This is a genomic window from Rhizobium sp. SAFR-030 (assembly GCF_059415005.1).
This window is the reverse complement of sequence record NZ_JBPFDO010000001.1, coordinates 861,876-881,151: the sequence shown is the minus strand read 5'-3', so window position 1 is coordinate 881,151 and position 19,276 is coordinate 861,876. Positions and strand designations below refer to the sequence as shown.

Here is a 19,276-nt window from a genome sequence, read left to right as displayed (position 1 = left end):
CCGGATGTCGCACGCACATGAAGAACAGGTTGAAGATACGCGCAGCCTGAAGCAGTTTCTCGGCTTGGCTCTCGGATCGGTCGGCGTCGTCTACGGCGATATCGGCACGAGCCCGCTCTACGCGTTCCGCGAGGCCCTGCGGCCCGTCGCCTCCGATGGCGTCACCCAGGCGGAGATCATCGGCATCATCTCGCTGATGATCTGGACGCTGACCATCATCGTCACGCTCAAATATGTGCTTTTCCTGCTGCGTGCCGATAACGACGGCGAGGGCGGCACGCTGTCGCTGCTCGCCATGCTGATGAAGGGCGCGCGCGGCAACCGCAAGATCCTTATGTTCCTCGGCCTGATCGGGGCTGCGCTGTTTCTCGGCGACGCGATGATCACGCCGGCGCTTTCGGTGCTGTCGGCCGTCGAGGGCCTGAAGCTCGTCACCCCCGCCTTGGACGATGCGATCCTGCCGATCTCCATCGTCATCCTCATCGGGCTGTTCGCCATCCAGTCGCAGGGCACCGGGCTCGTTGCCCGCTTCTTCGGGCCGATCACAGCCGTCTGGTTCCTTGCCATGGGGGCGGCCGGCGTCGCCCATATCTTCGATGATCCGTCGATCTTCCTCGCCTTCAACCCGATGTATGCCGTGAACTTCCTGATTGCCGAGCAGTATGTCGGCATCGTCGTGCTCGGGGCGGTGTTCCTGACGGTCACCGGTGCCGAGGCGCTCTATGCCGACCTCGGTCATTTCGGCCGCCGGCCGATCCAGTGGGCCTGGCTGGTCGTCGTCTTCCCGGCGCTGACGCTCAACTATCTCGGCCAGGGAGCGCTCGTCCTCAAGCACCCGGAGGCCATGGGCAACCCGTTCTTCCTGATGTTTCCCTCGTGGGCGCTGCTGCCGATGGTGCTGCTGGCGACCGCCGCGACGATCATCGCAAGCCAGGCGGTGATCACCGGCGCCTTTTCACTGGTGCGCCAGGCGATCCATCTCGGCTACCTGCCGCGCATGGAGATCCTCTTCACCTCCGAGACCAACACCGGGCAGATCTTCCTGCCGGCCGTCAACACGCTGCTGCTCGTCGGCGTGCTGGCGCTGGTGCTCGGCTTCGAAAGCTCCGATGCGCTGGCGACCGCCTACGGGATCTCCGTCACCGGGGCGATGGTCGTCACCACGCTGATGGCCTATGAATTCGCCCGTTCGCGCTGGCGCTGGCCGCGCGGCGTCGCGCTCGTTGTGCTCGCGCCGCTGCTGCTGCTCGAACTCGTCTTCCTCGGCGCGAACCTGTTGAAGATCCACGACGGTGGCTACGTGCCTGTCATGATGGCGATCGCCTTTACCGTGATCATGTGGACCTGGCGGCGCGGCACCGGCATCCTCGCCGAAAAGACCCGCCGCATCGACGTGCCGCTGTCGACGTTCGCCACCTCCATCGAGAAATCGATCGACCGCAAGAGCGCCCATGCCCCGGTCAACGTCTCCGGCACCGCGATCTTCCTCACCAGCGATCCGGAATCCGCGCCGGCAGCGCTGATGCACAACATCAAGCACAATCACGTGCTGCACGAGAAGAACGTCATCCTGACCATCCGCACGGTCAACAAGCCGCGGGTGTCGGTGGAGAACTCGTTCACGATCACCAAGCTGACAGACCGCTTCACGCTGATCGAGCTGCGCTTCGGCTTCATGCAGTCGCAGAACGTCTCGCAGGCGCTGGGCTACCTGCGCAAATGCGGCGTGAAGTTCGACATCATGTCGACCTCCTTCTACCTCGGCCGCCGCAAGCTGGTCCCGGATGCCGAATCCGGCATGCCCATGTGGCAGGACCGGCTGTTCATCGGCCTTGCGAACGCAGCCATTGACCCGTCTGACTACTTCCACCTGCCGGCCAACCGCGTCGTCGAACTCGGTTCGCACGTCATCATCTGACGCCCGCAAAGCGCGGCGCGCACGTCGACCAGGGACGGTTGGCGCCGCCGCGTTAACCGTCCATTTAGGTTAATATTAGATTGTTTGCTCCAACGATGTATGCGTGTGGAGTTGCGGTTGTGCGTTCGAAGATCATTCAGCGTAAGCCCCTGGCCTTGATGGACCGGTGGGCGTCCCCGGCCATCTTCGGCCTTGCCGCATGGCTTGTCTTTCCCACCATCCCCGCCCAGGGCGATCTGGCGGACCTGCTGGCCGGCTTCGACCGGGCCGGCACGCAGTGGCGGATGGTGATGACCAATTCTCCGGCAGGCTCGCTGCACGCGGCCGAACTGGCATTCCCCGCTGGCGAGGCCCGACTGGTTGCCGGCGCCGGCATGACGCTGCCCGACGGCCGCAAGATCGCCTTCACGCCGCCGCAGAAGAACGAAGACCAGTCGCCGGACGAAGCCCGCGTCAACCGCGACGGCAAGCGCGGCCGGGTGATGGCGGTCGAGCCGATGCAGCCGCCCAAGGCGTTTTCGGCCGGGTCCGTGTTGCAGCGGCAGAGTTCCCTGCTGGCACCGGTGAACGAGGAGGACGATCGCGTCGCCTTCGTCAAGGCGCCGAAGCCGGACGAGCAGGTCGAACTGGCGGCCTTCTACTTCCGCCGCGACGAGACAAGCCCGGACAGCGACGTGTCGCCGATGCTGGCAAGCCTCATCACCAACCAGAAAGCCGATGTGCTGGCGACCGCCTATGCTCCGGCCAAGCCCGATTTTGCCCGCCAGTCACCGTTCGATGCCATCCTGAACGATAAGGCTGACAGCGAGGCCGGCCGTTTCGTGCCTGAAATCGGTCCCGAGGACCATGCCTGGGCCGCAACGCCGCTGCCTGCGGAGGTGTTTTCCGCCGCCGAACAGCAGTGCCTGGCATCCGGCATCTACTTCGAAGCCCGCGGCGAATCAGCCAAGGGGCAGGCCGCCGTCGCCCAGGTGATCCTCAATCGCGTCCGCAATCCCACCTATCCGAAGACCATCTGCGGCGTCGTCTACCAGAACGAAGACTGGCGCAACCGCTGCCAGTTCTCGTTTGCCTGCGACAACATCAAGGACCGCATCCGGTCGCAAGAGCACTGGGCCATGGCCCGCGAGGTGGGAATGGCCGTCACCGCCGGCAAGATCTGGCTGCCGGAAGTCGGCTCTGCCACCCACTATCACGCCGTCTACGTACGCCCCAAGTGGGCCCGCACCATGCACAAAGTCGGCCGCATCGGCCTGCATGTCTTCTACCGCACCTACGGCGGCGGCTGGAGCTGAACCGCAGCGATTCCCGCGCAAACCTGTCGCAGGCTCGCGTCTCAACAGGCTAACCCCTTGACCTGCATAGGTTAATTAGTTCTGGATGAGCAACGCTCGGTGCCTTGACTATGCGAACGCGCAAAACTATGGTGCGGCCGACTTCAAAACGGGCCGGAAGGCGCTATTTTCAGGGCTTCGAGAGAGGCTTGGGCCGGGGCGGCCCGGGCAGGCGAGGGGCCGGGGGATAGACCATGACGGACGACCGCGAAGATAGTCTGGAGCAGCGCCGGAACAAGCTTTCAGCCGAGTTGGCGGGACGCAAGAAAGGCGAGGCGGCGGAGCGAGTGAGGGAGGCGCAGTCCGAGGAAAGCCGTAAAGGCATGGCTCTCGGCCTGAAAATCTCTTCCGAATTCATCGCGGCTGTGGCAGTAGGCGCCATGCTCGGTTATCTGATCGACCGTTTTGCCGGCAGTGCGCCCTGGGGGATGATCATTCTTCTCCTTCTCGGATTTGCTGCGGGTGTACTGAATGTGCTCCGTGCCGTCGGCATGGTCGCCAAGCCGGCGCCTCTCCAGGCGCCCGACCGTGACGGTCCGGCCGGCGACTGAAGGGCGGAGCGCCTGGGTTAGGAATTTCCGTCCTCGCGGCGGGTATAAGGTAGAAAGAAGGTAGACCGGTGGCCAACGATCCGACCCATCAGTTCCAGATCTCGAAGATCGTCCCGATTGAGATCGCTGGTATGGACTTCTCGTTCACCAATGCGTCGCTGTTCATGGTGGCAACCGTCGCCGTCGCAGCCGGCTTCCTGTACTTCTCCACGGCCAATCGCGGCCTGATCCCCGGCCGTTCGCAGTCGGTTGCGGAAATGTCGTATGAATTCATCGCCTCGATGCTGCGCGAAGGCGCCGGCAGCCACGGCATGAAGTTCTTCCCGCTGGTCTTCACGCTGTTCATGTTCGTGCTGACCGCCAACCTGCTCGGCATGTTCCCGTACTTCTTCACCGTCACCAGCCAGATCATCGTCACCTTCGCGCTGGCGCTGCTCGTCATCGGCACGGTTCTCGTATACGGCTTCTACAAGCACGGCTTCAGCTTCCTGAAGGTGTTTGTGCCGCAGGGCGTGCCGGGCGTGCTTCTGCCGCTGGTCGTGACGATCGAAATCATCTCCTTCCTGTCCCGTCCGATCTCGCTGTCGGTTCGTCTCTTCGCCAACATGCTGGCGGGACACATCACGCTGAAGGTGTTCGCAGGCTTCGTCGCCTCGCTTGGAACCCTTGGCGCACTCGGAATCGGTGGCGCGATCCTGCCCCTGATCATGACGGTCGCTTTGACCGGTCTCGAATTCCTCGTAGCCTTCCTGCAGGCCTACGTCTTTGCGGTACTGACTTGCATGTACCTGAACGACGCAGTCCATCCGGGCGGCCACTGAGGAGCGACATTGGCGTATTGAAGCGTCAGTCATCCGCCGCAACAACCCATTCTAAGGAGCATTCACATGGAAGCGGAAGCAGCAAAGTACATCGGCGCAGGTCTGGCTTGCTTTGGCATGGCCGGCACGGCCCTCGGCCTCGGCAACATCTTCGGCAACTACCTGTCGGGCGCCCTGCGCAACCCGTCGGCTGCTGACAGCCAGTTCGGCCGTCTGGTATTCGGCTTCGCCGTTACGGAAGCTCTGGGCATCTTCTCGCTGCTCGTTGCTCTCCTCCTGCTGTTCGCCGTCTAATCACGGCTGACGAATTGGGATCACGGCCGCACCTTCGCGCGCGCGCCGTGATCCTTCGTATCGAATACCCCTGGAGGTGATGATGTTCGTGACACCGGCATACGCGCAGGAAGGCGCGCCGGCCAATGGCGAGACGCACGGAGCCGCTGGCACCGTGCACACGGAAACCGGTGTGGCTCCTGGCGAGCACGGCACCGGCATTTTTCCGCCGTTTGACCAGTCGACCTACCCGTCGCAGTTGCTGTGGCTGGTCATCACCTTCGGTCTCTTCTATCTGGTCATGCAGAAGGTGATCGTGCCGCGCATCGGTGGCATCCTCGAGCACCGCCACGACCGGATCGCACAGGATCTCGACGAAGCATCGCGCCTCAAGGCTGAAGCCGACGCCGCCGTCGAAACCTATGAAAAGGAACTCGCGACTGCCCGCGCCAAGGCCGGCACCATCGCCGACACGGCACGTGACGCAGCCAAGGTCAAGGCTTCTGCCGACCGCGCCGCCATCGAAGCGGAGCTTGCCGAAAAGCTTGCGGCTGCCGAAGCCCGCATTGCCGAGATCAAGGCAAGCGCCTTCGCCGAAGTCGGTGCCATTGCCGGGGATACCGCAAGCGCCATCGTTGACCAGCTGATCGGCCCCAAGGCCTCGGCCGATGACGTCAAGGCTGCGGTTGCGGCTGCCAAAGTGGAGGCCTGATCGCCATGGCTTTTGATGCAACATTCTTCGCCCTTGTCGGCCTGGTGCTGTTCCTGGCACTGATTGCCTATCTCAAGGTGCCGGCAATGATGACCAAGGCGCTCGACAAGCGCGCCGACAACATCCGCGACGAGCTGGACCAGGCCAAGCGCCTGCGCGAGGAAGCCCAGGCGCTGCTCGCCGAATACCAGCGCAAGCGCAAGGAAGCTGAAGCAGAGGCTGCCGATATCCTGGCCGCCGCCCAGCGCGAAGCTGCCATGCTGACGGAAGAAGCCCGCCAGAAGACCGAGGAATTCGTTGCACGCCGCAATGCTCTCTCGGAACAGAAGATCCGCCAGGCCGAAACCGACGCGATCGGTGCCGTGCGTTCGGCGGCCGTCGATCTGGCCATTGCTGCGGCCGAAAAGGTGATTGCCGCCAAGGCCGATGCCGCGACGCAGAATGCCCTCTTCGACAAGTCGATGGCGCAGGTGAAGACCCGTCTCAACTGATCTCTCCAAGCGTTCATCTCATTCGAAAGGCCGGCTTGTCCGGCCTTTTTTGCGTTTGCAGGATAGCGGCCGTGGCCGATCAGGCGGAGCAAACGGGAAGGAGGGGCTGTCGGCAAACTCATCCTTGCTTGTCGAAGGCATCAGCCTGGACGGCGCGTCAAAGAAACGCTGGCGCCCAAGGTCTCGCACCGCGATCGCGGATCTTTGCAACAGGGATCACGCGACCATCGGCGCTGAACCAGGTCGAGGGCCGGGGAAATCAGTCCTTGCGCAGTGGCCGAAAGCTCATGCGGTGCAGGTCACACGGGCCGGCGGTGTCGATCGCCGTGCGATGCTGCGCCGTCGCATATCCGGCATGGCTGTCGAAACCGTAGGCCGGGTAGACCAGATGCGCGCGGGTCATCATCCGGTCGCGGGTGACCTTGGCGATGATCGAGGCAGCGGCGATCGATACCGACCGTGCATCGCCCTGGATGACCGCCTTGGCGCCACAGGCAAGCCCCGGCGGGATATCGCGGCCGTCGGTCAGCACGTAGGCCGGGGCGGTGCAGAGGCCGGCGACGGCCCGACGCATGGCATCGAGGCTCGCCCGCAGGATGTTGCGCTGATCGATCAGCGCGGGCCCGGAGCTGGCGATCGAAACATGCGCACTGCTGATGATCTCCTCGAACAGCCGCTCGCGCTGCCTGGCCGTCAGCTGCTTGGAATCGTTGAGGCCGTCTGGAATGTTGCCTGGATCGAGAATGACGGCTGCCGCAACCACCGGACCGGCAAGCGGTCCACGCCCCGCCTCGTCCGTGCCCGCCACTGGCCAGTGCCCGGCAGCCCGCGCGGCAAGCTCCAGGCTGAAATCCGGCGCCAGCGGCGGCGCATCGAACAGGCTCGGAGAATCGGGTGGCGTGCGTTTCAACATGCGGCATTCATTCGCACGCACACCCGATCTCCTGCAAGCCCCGGGCAAAGCGCTGAGTGCGGCATCGCTTTTCCGCCCAAGGGGGACAGGGCGGTCCGGGGTACCGGCACGGATGAGGCGGTGGGGCCCGTGCCGGAACTTTGCTGGGGGCGCACCGGCGTCGATCAACGCGGCCCAACCTCCGAAGTCGATAAAGCAGCGCGGGATCGCCAGGCGGTGTCATGCCGCTCCGGATCTCGCTGACTGCCAGGCCGTGGCGCCTGCCGCCACGGCCGATCTCTAGAGCAGCGACAGCTGCACGCCGGCGCCGTCCGGCCGGACGAACAGGTCGTCGCGCAGCATCACGCCCCGCCGACCGAGCCCCAGGCGCTTGGTCGCAAGCTCGAAGCGGCGGGAAATCTGCCAGGCATAGGGACCGGCACCCTTCATCCGCTTGCCGAACTCGGCGTCATAGTCCTTGCCACCGCGCATCGAGCGCACCAGCGACATCACGTGCCGGTAGCGATCCGGATAGTTGCGCAGCAGCCAGTCACGAAACAGCGGGCTGACCTCGAGCGGCAGCCGCAGCAGCACGTAGCTCGCTTCCGTGGCGCCCGCCGCCTTGGCGGCATCGAGGATCCGCTCGATCTCGTGGTCGTTGAGCGCCGGGATGACGGGAGCCACCAGCACGCTGGTCGGAATGCCGGCATCGGTCAGCGCCTTCACGGCCTCCAGCCGCAGCGCCGGCGTCGATGCGCGCGGCTCCATCGAGCGGGCGAGCTTGCGGTCGAGCGTCGTCACCGACAGCGCCACCTTGGCCAGCCCCTTGGCAGCCATGGGCCCCAGAATATCGATGTCGCGCATGACCAGTGCGGACTTGGTGACGATCATCACCGGATGGTTCGCCTTGGCGAGCACCTCCAGCAGCTGCCGCATCACCCGCCATTCCTTCTCGATCGGCTGGTACGGGTCGGTATTGGTGCCGATGGCGATCGTCCGAACCTTGTAGCCGTCCTTGCTCAGTTCGCGTTCGAGAAGCCGCGGCGCATCGGGCTTGGCAAACAGCTTGGCTTCGAAATCCAGGCCTGCGGACAGCCCCATATAGCTGTGGGTCGGCCGGGCAAAACAATAGATGCAGCCATGCTCGCAGCCGCGATAGGGATTGATCGAGCGGTCGAAGGGAATATCGGGAGATTCGTTGCGGGTGATCGCGGTGCGCGGCTTCTCGATCTGCACCTCGGTCTTGAACGGCTCGAGATCCTCCAGCGTCTGCCAACCGTCGTCAAACCCTTCGCGACGCTGGTCCTCGAAGCGTCCACTGGGGTTGAGCCCGGCACCACGTCCGCGGCGGCGGTCGACGTCTACCCGCAGGCCGGATGTTTCCACCAGCGCATCGGCAATATCGGCCGTATGGGCGGGCGCAAATGCGCCCTGCCGCAACTGAGACATCTCAATCATGTGGGAACTCCTGCGCTGGACGTCGCGTCCAACCCGACACGATTCCTAGCTGCGAAAAGAGAACAATGCAAGAACAAAATGCCGAGGCGCGGGAGCTGTGGATATTGCTGTTGCGATGCGGTAAGCATGCGGCATGCTCACGGTGATCATCGAATGTCGCGACCAGGAGACCGAACTGGCCCAGACCCTGTCTGTGCTCGTGGCTGGCGCCGTGGAAGGACTGGTCGGCGATGTGGCAGTCCTCGATCGCGGCGCGAAGGATGCTTCGGCGCGGATCGCCGATGCGGCCGGATGCCGCTATCATGCGGACGAAGAGCTGCGCGACGTGCTTCTGGCGGCCCGTGGCGAATGGTTGCTGCTGATCGAGCCCGGTGCCCGTCCGCAGCCCGGCTGGATCGACGAAATCGCCGAGCATATCTCACTCGACGGCCGACCGGCGCGCTTTTCGCCGTCGCGCAATTACCGTCCGTCGCTGCTGCGGCGCCTGTTCGGGCGCCTGCCGCCGCTGGAGAACGGGATGCTCATCGACCGAAAGCGGGCACTTGCCAAGGTGCGCGAAGGAATGTCGCTCAGCGATCTGGCACGCGGTGAAAAGGCGCTGCGACTGGTCAGCGAGATGGTGCCGGCCTGGGCGGCGCGCAGCTGAGATCGCCGTCCGTGACGGCTTATTGCGTGCCGCCGCGCCGCAGATGTTCGTCCAGCCGCGGCATGATCTCCACGAAATTGCAGGGCATGTGGCGGTAGTCGAGCTGCGCCTGCAGGATGCCGTCCCAGGCGTCCTTGCAGGCTCCGGGCGACCCCGGCAGGACGAAGATGAAGGTGGCGTTGGCAACTCCGCCCGTGGCGCGTGATTGGATCGTCGAGGTGCCGATCTTGTCGTAGGAGATCCGGTGGAACACCTCGGAAAAGCCGTCCATCCGCTTTTCGAAAAGCGGCTCCAGCGCCTCCGGCGTCACATCGCGGCCGGTAAAGCCGGTTCCGCCGGTGGTGATCACCACGTCGATGTCGTCGCGCAGCGTCCACTCTCTCACTTGCTCGGCGATCTGCGCCTTGTCGTCCTGGACAATGGCCCGGGTGATCAGCCTGTGCCCTGCCGTTTCGATCCGCTGCACCAGTGTGTCGCCGGACTTGTCGTCTGCAACGGTGCGGGTGTCGGACACCGTCAGCACGGCGATGCCGATGGGGAGGAAGGGGCGGCTCTCGTCGATCCGGCTCATGGCGTCTCTCCGGCAAGTGTTTTTGTCGCCTGGATATAGGCACCGGGATGCGCGGTCGCCAGCCGTGCTGCTGCAGCCTCTGCGTGGAGCATGTCCGGATAGATGCCGAAGCAGGTGGCGCCGGAGCCCGACATCCGGGCAAGCAGCGCACCGCTCTCCTCCAGCAGCCGGCAGGTCTCGGCGATCTCCGGCACAAGATCCTGCGCGGGCGCCTGCAGGTCGTTGCGCAGGGTCTTGAGAGAGGCGATCCAGTCGCGAGGATCCGTCGAGCTGGGAAGAGCGGGGACCGGCGGGTTGTCGCGCCGCGTCAGGCTTCGGAAAACCTCCGGAGTCGACACGGCGATCAGCGGATTGACCAGCACCATGGCGAAGGCCGGCAGCGCAACCGACGACAGCTGCTCGCCGATGCCGCGCACCATCGCCGGCCGGCCGGCCAGGCACATGGGAACGTCGGCGCCGAGCGACAGCGCCAAGTCCGAGAGGTGGGGTTCCGGCAGCGTCGCGTTCCACACGCGCATCAGCCCGCGCAGTGCCGCGGCGGCATCCGCCGATCCGCCACCGATGCCGGAGGCGACGGGAAGCGCCTTTGCAAGCGTGATGCGCACTGGCGGCGCGGCCTGGCCGGCATCGGTCAGCCACTGCCGCAGCCGGTCACGCGCCGTCAGCACCAGGTTTCCAGGCTCATCGGCGAGGAGTGACGCAAACCGTCCGGATAGCAGAAACTGGTCTTCAGTCGCGGCAGCGAAGGACAGGTCGTCGCCGTGGCCGGCAAAGGTCACCAGGCTGTCCAGCAGGTGGTAGCCGTCGGCACGGCGACCCGTCACATGCAGCGCGAGGTTGATCTTCGCGCCTGCCTTCTCGACGACCTGTTCGCCCATGCCTCAGTTGCCGGTGGCCGGAATCTTCAGCACCTGGCCGGGGTAGAGCCGGTTGGGATTGCGCTTCAGCTCCGGATTGATCTCGATGATTTCCTTGGCCCGGTCGCCGTCACCCAGCGCGTCATTGGCGATCTTCCACAGCGTGTCGCCATCGCCGACCGTATAGGTGGCCGGCTCGGCAGGCGGCTTTGCGGCGGGCGCTTCGGCGGCAGCGGGCGCTTGCGTGGCGGGCTGTCCGGCATCGGGCGGAACGGTGGCGGCAGGCGTTGCCATGGCCGTCTGCACCGGCGGCGGTCCGGCATCGGCCAGGCCATCGCGGATCTTCTGCTCGATCTTCGGAATATCGGTCAATTCCGGCTTCATGGTCAGCGCCCGCTGCCACTGATAGGTGGCCTCCAGCCTGCGGCCAACCCGCCAGTAGGCATCGCCCAGGTGGTCGTTGATCGTCACGTCGCCGGCGCGAAGCTGCACGGCGCGCTCCAGTTCCGTCACCGCATCGTCGTAGCGACCAAGCCGGTAATAGGCCCAGCCGAGCGAATCGACGATGTAGCCGTCGTCCGGACGCAGCTCGACGGCCTTGCGGATCATCGCCAGGCCTTCTTCCAGGTTGCGGTTCATGTCTACCCAGGAATAGCCGAGGTAGTTCAGCACCTGCGGCTGTTCTGGATTGAGCTCCAGCGCCTTGCGGAAGCTTGGCTCGGCCTTGTCCCATTCCTTCAGGCGCTCATAGGCGATGCCGCGCTGGAAGAAGACCGACCAGTCGGATGCCTGCGGCACCGGGCCGATGACGTCGACCGCCTTGTCGTAGGTCTTTGCCATCTCGGCATAGTCCTTGGCATCGGAGAGCACGCTGCCATAGGCGATGTAGCTGCGGATATCGCTCGGATCGGATTCGATCAACTTGCGCAGATGCTCGCGCGCCGCATCCACTTCGCCCGTCTGGGCAAGCGTCAGGCCGAGCTGCAGCTCGGAGATCCGGCGCATCGGCGAGCCTTCCGGAACCCGGCCGTAAAGCTCGATCGCCTGCTTCGGCTGTTCCAGCTTTTCGGCGATGCCGCCGAGCAGGATCAGCGTATCGGCGCTCTGCGGATCGAGTGCATGGGAGATCTGCAGGTAGAGCGACACCATTTCCTCGGCGCCCTGGCGGTTCAGCGCGCTGCCGATGGCAAACAGCACGCCGGCCGCCCCTTGCGTCGCCGTCGTCACCTGCTGCTCGGGCTTCTCACCCTTTTCGATACTCTGGCGCAGCGCCTTCAGCGGCGCGTAGTTGGAGATCAGCCGCTCGGCGACCGAGATCGCGTCCAGTGCCTTCTGCTTGTTGCCCTGCGATGCTTCGAGCCGGGCGAGCGCCATCACCGCTCTCATGAAGGTGTCGGGCGTGGTGGCGACGGCTTCCTGGTTGGTGATTGCCGTCGTCAGATGAGTGCGGGCCAGCTGCGCGTCGCCGGCAACCAGAGCCATGGCGCCCATGTGGTATTCGGTAAACACCTTGAACCAGTCGGGGCCCTTGAGGCTCTTCAGCGACTTGACGGCGTCGGCACCCTTGCCCGCGCCGACCTTCGCCCAGCCGATCAGCAGCGCATGCGTCAGCCGGTCGAGATCGTTGGCGCCCTTGTAGGCGAGGATCTTCTCGGCATTGGCATTGTCGTTCTTGCGGATAGCGTCGAGCCCGCGGACGATCGTCGTCACCCGCTCCACCGCGTCGTCATCCTTCAGCGCCTCGACATGCCTGAGACTCTCGTCGAACTGGCCGTTCATCAGCAGCGAGATCATCAGCCGCTCGCGGATGTCGATATTGGCGGGCTCGAACTGCAGCGCCTTTTCGTACAGGGCGATGGCGGTCGAATAGTCGTGGTCGACATCCGCCGTGCGGGCGGCGAGGAATGCGCCGGAAAAGGTATTCACCTTTTCGGAGGAGAAGATCGGCGCCTCGGTGACCGGCTTGTCCTGCGCGGCGGCTGGCTGGAGCGCTGCGGATGCCAGGATAAGAGCTGCCCCGAACGTCGCGCTGGATAGCAGACGAAGGGCGAATTTCTGCCGCATGAAGGTGCCTCTCATGAAAAGCTGAGGGCGGCCCTGTGGCCGCCATGAATCCTGCGCCGATGATTCACCATAGAATGGCTTTTTTGGAGCAGGTCCGCAAGAATCTGAAGACGGCGGCAGAGCGGCTTTAGCCGCTCCGTCGTCAGTTTACGCGCTCGATGCAGAAATCGATGACTTCCATCAGCGCCGCCTTGTGGGCGGAGGCCGGAAGCGGCGACAGCGCGTCGCGGGCAATGGCGCCGTAATGCTTGGCGCGGGCAATCGTATCGGACAGGCCGTTGTAGCGCGTGATCAGCCCGAGCGCCCGCTCGAGGTTCGCGTCGCTGCTCTCGCTCTGTTCGATGGCCGTCTTCCAGAAAGCCCGGTCTTCTTCGCTTCCCCGGCGATAGGACAGGATGACCGGCAGGGTGATCTTGCCCTCGCGGAAGTCGTCGCCGACATTCTTGCCGAGATCGGCTGCCTTGCCGCCATAGTCCAGCGCGTCGTCGACCAGCTGGAAGGCAAGGCCGAGGTTCATGCCGTAGGACTTCAGCGCCGCGCGGGTAGCGCGGTCGGTGCCGGCGATGATCGGCCCGACTTCGGCGGCGGCGGCAAACAGAGCCGCCGTCTTGGCACGGATGACCGACAGATAGTCGTCTTCCGTGGTTTCCATGTTCTTGGCGACGGATAGCTGCAGCACTTCACCCTCGGCGATGACCGACGCGGCCGTCGCCAGCACGTCGAGCGCGTCGAGCGAGCCGACCTCGACCATCATCTTGAACGCCTGGCCGAGCAGGAAATCGCCGACCAGCACGCTTGCCTGGTTGCCCCAGATCATCCGGGCTGTCGACTTGCCGCGCCTGAGGTCGCTCTCGTCGACCACGTCGTCGTGCAGCAGCGTCGCCGTGTGCATGAATTCGACGCTGGTGGCGAGCTTGATGTGGCCTTCGCCGGAATAGCCGAACATCTCCGCCGAGGCGAGCGTCAGCATCGGCCGCAGGCGCTTGCCACCCGACGAAATCAGGTGGTTGGCGACTTCCGGAATCATCTGTACGTCGGAACCGGCTTTTGACAGGATAAGCTGGTTCACCCTGTCCATGTCCGCCTTGGTCAGGTCGACCAGGGGTTGGACGGATGCCTGCTTGCTTTTGCCCTCTTCGAGCGGAATAACGACGCCCAACGATCCGGCCTCCTGTTCAAGTTTTGCGGCGGACAATAGAAAGGGGCGTTGGCTGCGGCAAGTGCCAATGTTCCTCATGACCGACAATTGAAGTGGTTCGACGCAATGAAAGAATTGATCCGCACAAACAATGCGGTGGTCCTGTCCTTCGCGACGAGCCTTCTCAAGGATGCCGGCATCCATTGCCTGGTGGCCGACCAATCGATGAGCATCCTCGAAGGTTCCCTGGGCCTTTTGCCGCAGCGGCTGCTGGTGGAGGGCGACCGGCACGACGAGGCACGGCGGCTGATGACCGATGCCGGCCTGGCGGCCGAGCTTCGGGACGGTGACGAGTAGGACGCCGATGACCGAGACGATCGACGCCTTCCACCGCGGACGCTTCCATCTGCTGCAGCCGAAGGACGGCGGTCATCGGGCTGGCATGGATGCCATGCTGCTGGCATCGCTGGTGACCGGTGAGGGTGCGATACGCGTGGCGGACCTCGGCGCAGGTGCCGGCGCTGCGGGTCTCGGCGTGGCCGCCCGTCTGGACGCGGCGCAGGTGACGCTGGTCGAGCGTTCTCCGCTGATGGCCGAATATGCGCGACGGACGCTGGAACTCACTGAGAATGCTGCATTGCGCCCGCGGGCAAAGGTGGTGGAGGCGGACGTGACTCTGCGCGGCAAGGTGCGTATGGAGGCGGGCCTGCCCGACAATGCCTTCGATCACGTGATCATGAACCCGCCATTCAACGACAGCCGCGACCGTACGACGCCGGACGAGCTGAAGGCGCAGGCGCATGCGATGACCGAAAACCTGTTCGACAGCTGGATCCGCACCGCTGCTGCCATCATGGTGCCCGGCGGGCAGCTGTCGTTGATCGCCCGGCCGCAATCGGTGGCCGAGATCATCGCCGCCTGCGGCAACCGGTTCGGCGGGTTGGAGCTGACGGCCATCCACCCGCGCCCCGGCGAAAGCGCCATTCGTCTTCTGGTGACGGCGATCAAGGGATCGCGCTCGCGCCTCGCAATACGGGCCCCGCTTTTCATGCACGATGGTGCCGGCCACCCGTTCACCCAAGAGGTCGACGATCTCAACAACGGCCGCGCCGCCTACCACCGCGAAGGCCGCTGAATGACGCGGAATTTATGACGCCTGCCATTGCGCCGGCTCCACCGCAGCTTACATCTCCGCAAGAACCTATTGAAACAGGAGATGAAATGGCTGGGATGTTGAAGCGGCTCTTGCCGAAACGACTGCGCAAGGAAGGGCTGACGATTCCGGTCGTGCGGCTGCATGGCGCGATCATGACAGGCGGCAGCCAGCTTCGTCCGGCGCTCAATCTCGCAACCTCTGCAGGAGCCCTCGAAAAGGCCTTCTCCAAGAAGGACGCTCCGGTCGTTGCCATCTCGATCAACTCGCCGGGTGGCTCGCCGGTCCAGTCGCGGCTGATCTACCAGCGCATCCGGGCGCTTGCCGAAGAGAAGAACAAGCGTGTGCTGATCTTCGTCGAGGACGTCGCGGCTTCGGGCGGCTACATGATCGCGCTTGCCGGCGACGAGATCTTCGTCGACGCGACCTCGATCGTCGGGTCGATCGGCGTGGTATCCGGCGGTTTCGGTTTCCCCGAGCTGTTGAAGAAGGCCGGCGTCGAGCGCCGCGTCTACACCTCCGGCGAAAACAAGGTCATCCTCGATCCATTCCAGCCGGAAAAGCAGTCGGATATCGAATATCTGAAGACGCTGCAGCTGGAGATCCACAAGGTCTTCATCGACATGGTGAAGACCCGCCGCGGCGAGCGCCTGGCGGATGATGCGACGATCTTTTCCGGCCTGTTCTGGACCGGTCTGCGCGGCGTTGAGCTCGGCCTTGTCGACGGCGCCGGCGAGATGCGCGACGTGCTGAAGCGCCGTTTCGGACCGCAGACGAAGCTGGAACTGGTCGGCGGCGCCCGCAGCCTGCTCGGCCGGCGGCTGCCGAGCATCCTCGGCGGCGGAATGGACAACGCTGCCGAACTTGGCGTGTCGGCCGCCACCGGGCTTGCCGCAAGCCTGGAAGAACGGGCATTGTGGAGCCGTTACGGGCTCTGACACCGGGAGGGGAATCATGGCGCAGCTTCTGTTTCTGGCGGTGCTCATCGGCGGCGGTTGGTATCTCTACCGCCGCTTCATTTCCGATGCGCAGAAGCTCGCGCACCGGCGCCGGCAGGCAGAGCGAGAGCAGCAGACCGGTGCCATGGGAACCCTGGAAAAGGATCCGGCGACCGGCGAATATCGCGTCAGGAAGAGCGACGAGGAGTGACGCCCATTCACTGTCTCTCCTTTACCCTCGCTTCCCAATCGCTACCAGCATAGCTGATGCACAGGATGGTCACGGTAAGTGTCTCGTCGTCGACGGTGAAGCAGATGACGGCTGCGTCTCCGCAGGGAAGAATACGCAGACGAGGCTTCAACGTGTCGCGCGCAGTGCCGATCTTCGGAAAGCTCTTCAATCTGTAGGTTGTCTGCTCGATCTCACCAAGTCTGCGACGGGCGGAGAGGTCTCCCGCATAGCGCTCGATAAAGTGATAGATACTGAGTAGATCCTTCTCGGCTTCCGGGTGGTACTTCAGCCGGTACCTTTGCATCAGCTTTGTTCGTGCGTCTGGGCGAGGCGCCTTTTCACCCGGTCGAAAAGGTTGTCGGTCTCCATGTCGATAAACTGGTCTTCCGGCAACGCGGCCCTTTCGCGGATCGTGTCGGCAAGGCTTGCGACCAGTCTATCCTGCTCCGGCGTCAGTTGGTCGGCGGTCCGCATCAGTTCGTCGAGCCCGGCCGCTACCACCTTGTCCACCGAGGGATACTGACCTTCCTCCACCAGCCGTTCGGCCAGGCGCAGCAGGTGTTCGGGCAGTTCGATCGTGGTCTTGACGTTCACGGCGATGATCCTCGCGCCACGTTGGTCGGCAAGGTGATAATAGCTCTAAGACCGGCATTTGTCGCGCTCCTTTGCCAAGCCTTCGCTGCCCGCCGAGGCTTGACCCGCCCACCCCGCCGTGGCACCAGACAGGCCACTGTTGCCACTGTTGCCACTGTTGCCACTGTTGCCATTGATGCCATTGATGCCCGGACCCGACCATGACCCAGACACTTGCCCCGCATATGGACCCGAAGCGCTCCTTCCAAGCGCTGATCCTGACGCTGCACGCCTACTGGGCGGACAAGGGTTGCGCCGTCCTCCAGCCCTACGACATGGAGGTCGGCGCCGGTACCTTCCATCCGGCAACGACGCTGAGGGCGCTCGGCCCAAAGCCATGGAAAGCCGCCTATGTGCAGCCGTCGCGGCGTCCCTCCGATGGTCGTTACGGCGAAAACCCCAACCGGCTGCAGCACTATTACCAGTACCAGGTGATCCTGAAGCCGAACCCGTCGAACCTCCAGGAACTCTACCTTGGCTCGCTGGCGGCGATCGGGCTCGATCCGCTGCTGCACGACGTGCGTTTCGTCGAGGACGACTGGGAAAGCCCGACACTCGGCGCCTGGGGCCTTGGCTGGGAATGCTGGTGCGACGGCATGGAGGTTTCGCAGTTCACCTATTTCCAGCAGGTCTGCGGCATTGAATGCTCGCCGGTCGCCGGTGAACTGACCTACGGCCTCGAGCGCCTCGCCATGTATGTCCAGGGCGTCGACAATGTCTACGATCTGAACTTCAACGGCCGCGAGGGCGAGGAAAAGATTTCCTACGGCGACGTCTTCCTGCAGGCCGAGCAGGAGTATTCCCGCCATAACTTCGAGTTCGCCAACACCGACATGCTGCTGCGGCACTTCGAGGACGCGGAAAAGGAATGCCTGGCGCTCTTGGCAGCCGGCGCACCCGGCGATGCCGGTCATGTCCACAAATGCGTCTTCCCGGCCTACGACCAGTGCATCAAGGCTTCCCACGTCTTCAACCTGCTCGATGCCCGCGGCGTGATTTCAGTCACCGAAAGGCAGAGCTACATCCTGCGGGTTCGCACGCTTGCCAAGGCCTGCGGCGAAGCTTTCCTGCTGACCGATGCCGGCGGCATCAACGTTGAGAGAGCGGCCTGATCGGCGGTCATTGACGGCCACGGGCGTTCCAACTATATAAAACGTGCGGTTGAGAGAGCTGCTTATTTGCGGTTCGCTGAGGCATGTGTCTCACTCGGCTGCCTTTTTATTGGCGGTCCGATGCATATTCTTTATGTGGATGACTCTGGACACGTCGAAAACCCCGATGAAAGATATTTCGTCCTGGGCGGCGTTTCGATTTTCGAACGCAGCATTTATCACCTCATCAAAGCTGTCGACGACTGCGTTGCCGCATTCGGCCTCGGCCCAGGCGACGATATCGAGCTTCATGGTAGCCCGATGTACAGCGGCAGGGGCGCGCTGTGGCGCTCCATTCGAGAGCGTGCTCAGCGCGAGCGGATGATCAATGACGCGCTGTATTGCCTTCAACATAATTCGGGCGTCCGGTTGTTCGCCGTAGCGGTGGATAAGGCTGCGGTTGCCCCGGAGGACCCGGTTTCCCTCGCATTCGAAGAGCTCTGTAATCGTTTTAACCTATTCCTGCAGCGCAACTACCATAGGACGAATGAAGCGCATCGCGGGCTGATCATCATGGACGAGACGAAACATGAGCAGCCGTTGCAGGCATTGTCTCGGCATTTTCGGGTCAATGGTGGGCGGTGGGGAAGCTATCGAAATCTCGCAGAAGTGCCTTTGTTCGTCGACTCGCGCGCTTCCCGGTTGGTCCAGCTTGCTGATCTGGTTGCCTATGCGACGTGGCGGCGCTACGAGTTTCTGGACGGTCGCTTCTTTGAACCGCTGATACCCAAGTTTGACGCCGATGGCGGTGTTATTCATGGGCTGGTCCATCGTCGGGATGTAAAGGAGGGCGACTGTTACTGTCCGTCCTGCCAGTCAAGAAGACGCGATCAGCGTTGAAGCTAAAAGATAAAAGGACCGCTTCATGTACATCATTCTCGGCATCGCCGTACTCGTCGCGCTTTACGTCGTCTTCATCTACAATGGACTGGTCAAGTCGCGGCAGATGGCGGAGGAAGCCTGGTCGGGCATCGATGTGCAGCTGAAGCGCCGGGCAGACCTGATCCCCAACCTGATCGAAACGGTCAAGGGATACGCCGCCCACGAGAAGGCGACGTTCGAGGAGGTCGTGGCACTGCGCAACAACGCGCAGGCGGTGCCGGCCGATGATGTCGCCGGTCGTGCCAAGGCAGAGGGCCTGCTTGGCCAGGCACTTGGCAAGCTTTTCGCGCTCGCGGAAGCCTATCCCGATCTCAAGGCCAACCAGAACTTCTCAGAGTTGCAGGCCTCGCTCGAAACCATCGAGGGCGAACTGCAGATGTCGCGGCGTTACTACAACGGTGCCGCTCGGGATCTCAACGTCAAGGTCGAGAGCGTTCCGTCCAACCTCGTCGCCAACCAGTTCGGCTTTGCCAAGAAGCCATATTTCGAGATCACCAACGAGGCCGACCGTGCCGTTCCCGCGGTCCAATTCTGATCCACGCATTTGTCCGGGGCCGTGCG

At 63.7% G+C, this 19,276-nt stretch carries 22 protein-coding genes and 1 pseudogene; 15 read left to right on the top strand and 8 right to left on the bottom strand.

The annotated features are described in order from the left end of the window. Positions 1-4: 4 nt before the first annotated feature. From ACR65N_RS04595 to ACR65N_RS04565, 7 genes are all read left to right on the top strand, one after another. The gene (locus tag ACR65N_RS04595) at positions 5-1,918 is read left to right on the top strand and encodes a potassium transporter Kup (RefSeq protein WP_440455921.1); all 1,914 of its coding nucleotides are present in this window, start codon (positions 5-7) and stop codon (positions 1,916-1,918) included. Positions 1,919-2,013: 95 nt separating this feature from the next. Next, the gene (locus ACR65N_RS04590; protein WP_440455920.1) at positions 2,014-3,213 is read left to right on the top strand and encodes a cell wall hydrolase; all 1,200 of its coding nucleotides are present in this window, start codon (positions 2,014-2,016) and stop codon (positions 3,211-3,213) included. 233 nt (positions 3,214-3,446) lie between these two features. After that, positions 3,447-3,803 carry an AtpZ/AtpI family protein gene (locus ACR65N_RS04585; RefSeq protein WP_430305796.1) on the top strand — a complete coding sequence of 119 codons (357 nt, stop codon included), beginning with the start codon at positions 3,447-3,449 and terminating at the stop codon, positions 3,801-3,803. 68 nt (positions 3,804-3,871) lie between these two features. Continuing rightward, positions 3,872-4,624 carry a F0F1 ATP synthase subunit A gene (locus tag ACR65N_RS04580; RefSeq protein ID WP_430305795.1) on the top strand — a complete coding sequence of 251 codons (753 nt, stop codon included), beginning with the start codon at positions 3,872-3,874 and terminating at the stop codon, positions 4,622-4,624. A 66-nt stretch (positions 4,625-4,690) separates the two neighbouring features. Continuing rightward, complete coding sequence (locus ACR65N_RS04575; RefSeq protein WP_088680620.1) at positions 4,691-4,918, top strand: F0F1 ATP synthase subunit C; 228 nt, start codon at positions 4,691-4,693, stop codon at positions 4,916-4,918. A gap of 79 nt (positions 4,919-4,997) precedes the next feature. Then, positions 4,998-5,609 (top strand): F0F1 ATP synthase subunit B, encoded by a 612-nt coding sequence (locus ACR65N_RS04570; RefSeq protein ID WP_440455919.1) that lies wholly within the window; start codon positions 4,998-5,000, stop codon positions 5,607-5,609. A gap of 5 nt (positions 5,610-5,614) precedes the next feature. Further along, positions 5,615-6,100 carry a F0F1 ATP synthase subunit B gene (locus ACR65N_RS04565; protein ID WP_430305793.1) on the top strand — a complete coding sequence of 162 codons (486 nt, stop codon included), beginning with the start codon at positions 5,615-5,617 and terminating at the stop codon, positions 6,098-6,100. Between the two features lie 259 nt (positions 6,101-6,359). Here ACR65N_RS04565 and rnhB read toward each other — a convergent pair whose 3' ends face one another. Both rnhB and ACR65N_RS04555 read right to left on the bottom strand, forming a co-directional pair. Further along, positions 6,360-7,013, bottom strand: coding sequence for a ribonuclease HII (rnhB, locus tag ACR65N_RS04560; RefSeq protein WP_440455918.1), 654 nt, complete (start codon positions 7,011-7,013; stop codon positions 6,360-6,362). A 279-nt stretch (positions 7,014-7,292) separates the two neighbouring features. Beyond that, positions 7,293-8,450, bottom strand: a complete 1,158-nt coding sequence (locus ACR65N_RS04555; protein WP_440455917.1) for a PA0069 family radical SAM protein — start codon at positions 8,448-8,450, stop codon at positions 7,293-7,295. Between the two features lie 133 nt (positions 8,451-8,583). Between ACR65N_RS04555 and ACR65N_RS04550 the strand changes: the two genes are divergently transcribed. After that, positions 8,584-9,096: a glycosyltransferase family protein gene (locus ACR65N_RS04550; RefSeq protein ID WP_440455916.1), complete on the top strand. Its 513-nt coding sequence runs from the start codon at positions 8,584-8,586 to the stop codon at positions 9,094-9,096. Positions 9,097-9,115: 19 nt separating this feature from the next. Here ACR65N_RS04550 and moaB read toward each other — a convergent pair whose 3' ends face one another. The 4 genes and pseudogenes from moaB to ACR65N_RS04530 all read right to left on the bottom strand — a co-directional run bounded on the left by moaB (position 9,116) and on the right by ACR65N_RS04530 (position 13,747). Continuing rightward, entirely contained in the window at positions 9,116-9,667 is a 552-nt protein-coding gene (gene moaB / locus ACR65N_RS04545; RefSeq protein WP_440455915.1) for a molybdenum cofactor biosynthesis protein B, read from the bottom strand. Beyond that, the gene (locus ACR65N_RS04540) at positions 9,664-10,545 is read right to left on the bottom strand and encodes a 4-(cytidine 5'-diphospho)-2-C-methyl-D-erythritol kinase (RefSeq protein ID WP_440455914.1); all 882 of its coding nucleotides are present in this window, start codon (positions 10,543-10,545) and stop codon (positions 9,664-9,666) included. Before ACR65N_RS04540 ends, moaB begins: the two co-directional genes overlap by 4 nt. A 243-nt stretch (positions 10,546-10,788) precedes the next feature. Continuing rightward, positions 10,789-12,588, bottom strand: a pseudogene (locus tag ACR65N_RS04535) (tetratricopeptide repeat protein); the annotation flags it as partial. Between the two features lie 142 nt (positions 12,589-12,730). Next, positions 12,731-13,747: a polyprenyl synthetase family protein gene (locus tag ACR65N_RS04530; RefSeq protein WP_430305787.1), complete on the bottom strand. Its 1,017-nt coding sequence runs from the start codon at positions 13,745-13,747 to the stop codon at positions 12,731-12,733. A gap of 105 nt (positions 13,748-13,852) precedes the next feature. Here ACR65N_RS04530 and ACR65N_RS04525 point away from each other — a divergent pair, with 105 nt between their 5' ends. The 4 genes from ACR65N_RS04525 to ACR65N_RS04510 all read left to right on the top strand — a co-directional run bounded on the left by ACR65N_RS04525 (position 13,853) and on the right by ACR65N_RS04510 (position 16,028). Continuing rightward, positions 13,853-14,083 carry a putative signal transducing protein gene (locus ACR65N_RS04525; protein ID WP_440455913.1) on the top strand — a complete coding sequence of 77 codons (231 nt, stop codon included), beginning with the start codon at positions 13,853-13,855 and terminating at the stop codon, positions 14,081-14,083. A 7-nt stretch (positions 14,084-14,090) separates the two neighbouring features. Beyond that, positions 14,091-14,861 carry a tRNA1(Val) (adenine(37)-N6)-methyltransferase gene (locus ACR65N_RS04520; protein ID WP_440455912.1) on the top strand — a complete coding sequence of 257 codons (771 nt, stop codon included), beginning with the start codon at positions 14,091-14,093 and terminating at the stop codon, positions 14,859-14,861. An 86-nt stretch (positions 14,862-14,947) separates the two neighbouring features. Then, on the top strand, positions 14,948-15,817 hold the full coding sequence (locus ACR65N_RS04515) for a S49 family peptidase (RefSeq protein WP_440455911.1): 870 nt from the start codon (positions 14,948-14,950) through the stop codon (positions 15,815-15,817). Between the two features lie 16 nt (positions 15,818-15,833). Beyond that, complete coding sequence (locus ACR65N_RS04510; protein WP_440455910.1) at positions 15,834-16,028, top strand: hypothetical protein; 195 nt, start codon at positions 15,834-15,836, stop codon at positions 16,026-16,028. A 7-nt stretch (positions 16,029-16,035) separates the two neighbouring features. Here the strand turns inward: ACR65N_RS04510 and ACR65N_RS04505 are convergent, their stop codons facing one another. Together ACR65N_RS04505 and ACR65N_RS04500 are read right to left on the bottom strand one after the other, a co-directional pair. Further along, positions 16,036-16,353 carry a type II toxin-antitoxin system RelE/ParE family toxin gene (locus ACR65N_RS04505; protein WP_440455909.1) on the bottom strand — a complete coding sequence of 106 codons (318 nt, stop codon included), beginning with the start codon at positions 16,351-16,353 and terminating at the stop codon, positions 16,036-16,038. Beyond that, complete coding sequence (locus ACR65N_RS04500; RefSeq protein ID WP_440455908.1) at positions 16,353-16,643, bottom strand: hypothetical protein; 291 nt, start codon at positions 16,641-16,643, stop codon at positions 16,353-16,355. The genes ACR65N_RS04505 and ACR65N_RS04500 overlap by 1 nt, the downstream gene beginning before the upstream one ends. Positions 16,644-16,843: 200 nt before the next feature. Between ACR65N_RS04500 and ACR65N_RS04495 the strand changes: the two genes are divergently transcribed. The 3 genes from ACR65N_RS04495 (at position 16,844) to ACR65N_RS04485 (ending at position 19,250) form a co-directional block, all read left to right on the top strand. After that, entirely contained in the window at positions 16,844-17,794 is a 951-nt protein-coding gene (locus ACR65N_RS04495; RefSeq protein ID WP_430305780.1) for a glycine--tRNA ligase subunit alpha, read from the top strand. Between the two features lie 120 nt (positions 17,795-17,914). Then, on the top strand, positions 17,915-18,673 hold the full coding sequence (locus ACR65N_RS04490; RefSeq protein ID WP_440455907.1) for a DUF3800 domain-containing protein: 759 nt from the start codon (positions 17,915-17,917) through the stop codon (positions 18,671-18,673). 25 nt (positions 18,674-18,698) lie between these two features. After that, positions 18,699-19,250, top strand: coding sequence for a LemA family protein (locus tag ACR65N_RS04485; protein WP_440455906.1), 552 nt, complete (start codon positions 18,699-18,701; stop codon positions 19,248-19,250). Positions 19,251-19,276 lie beyond the last annotated feature (26 nt).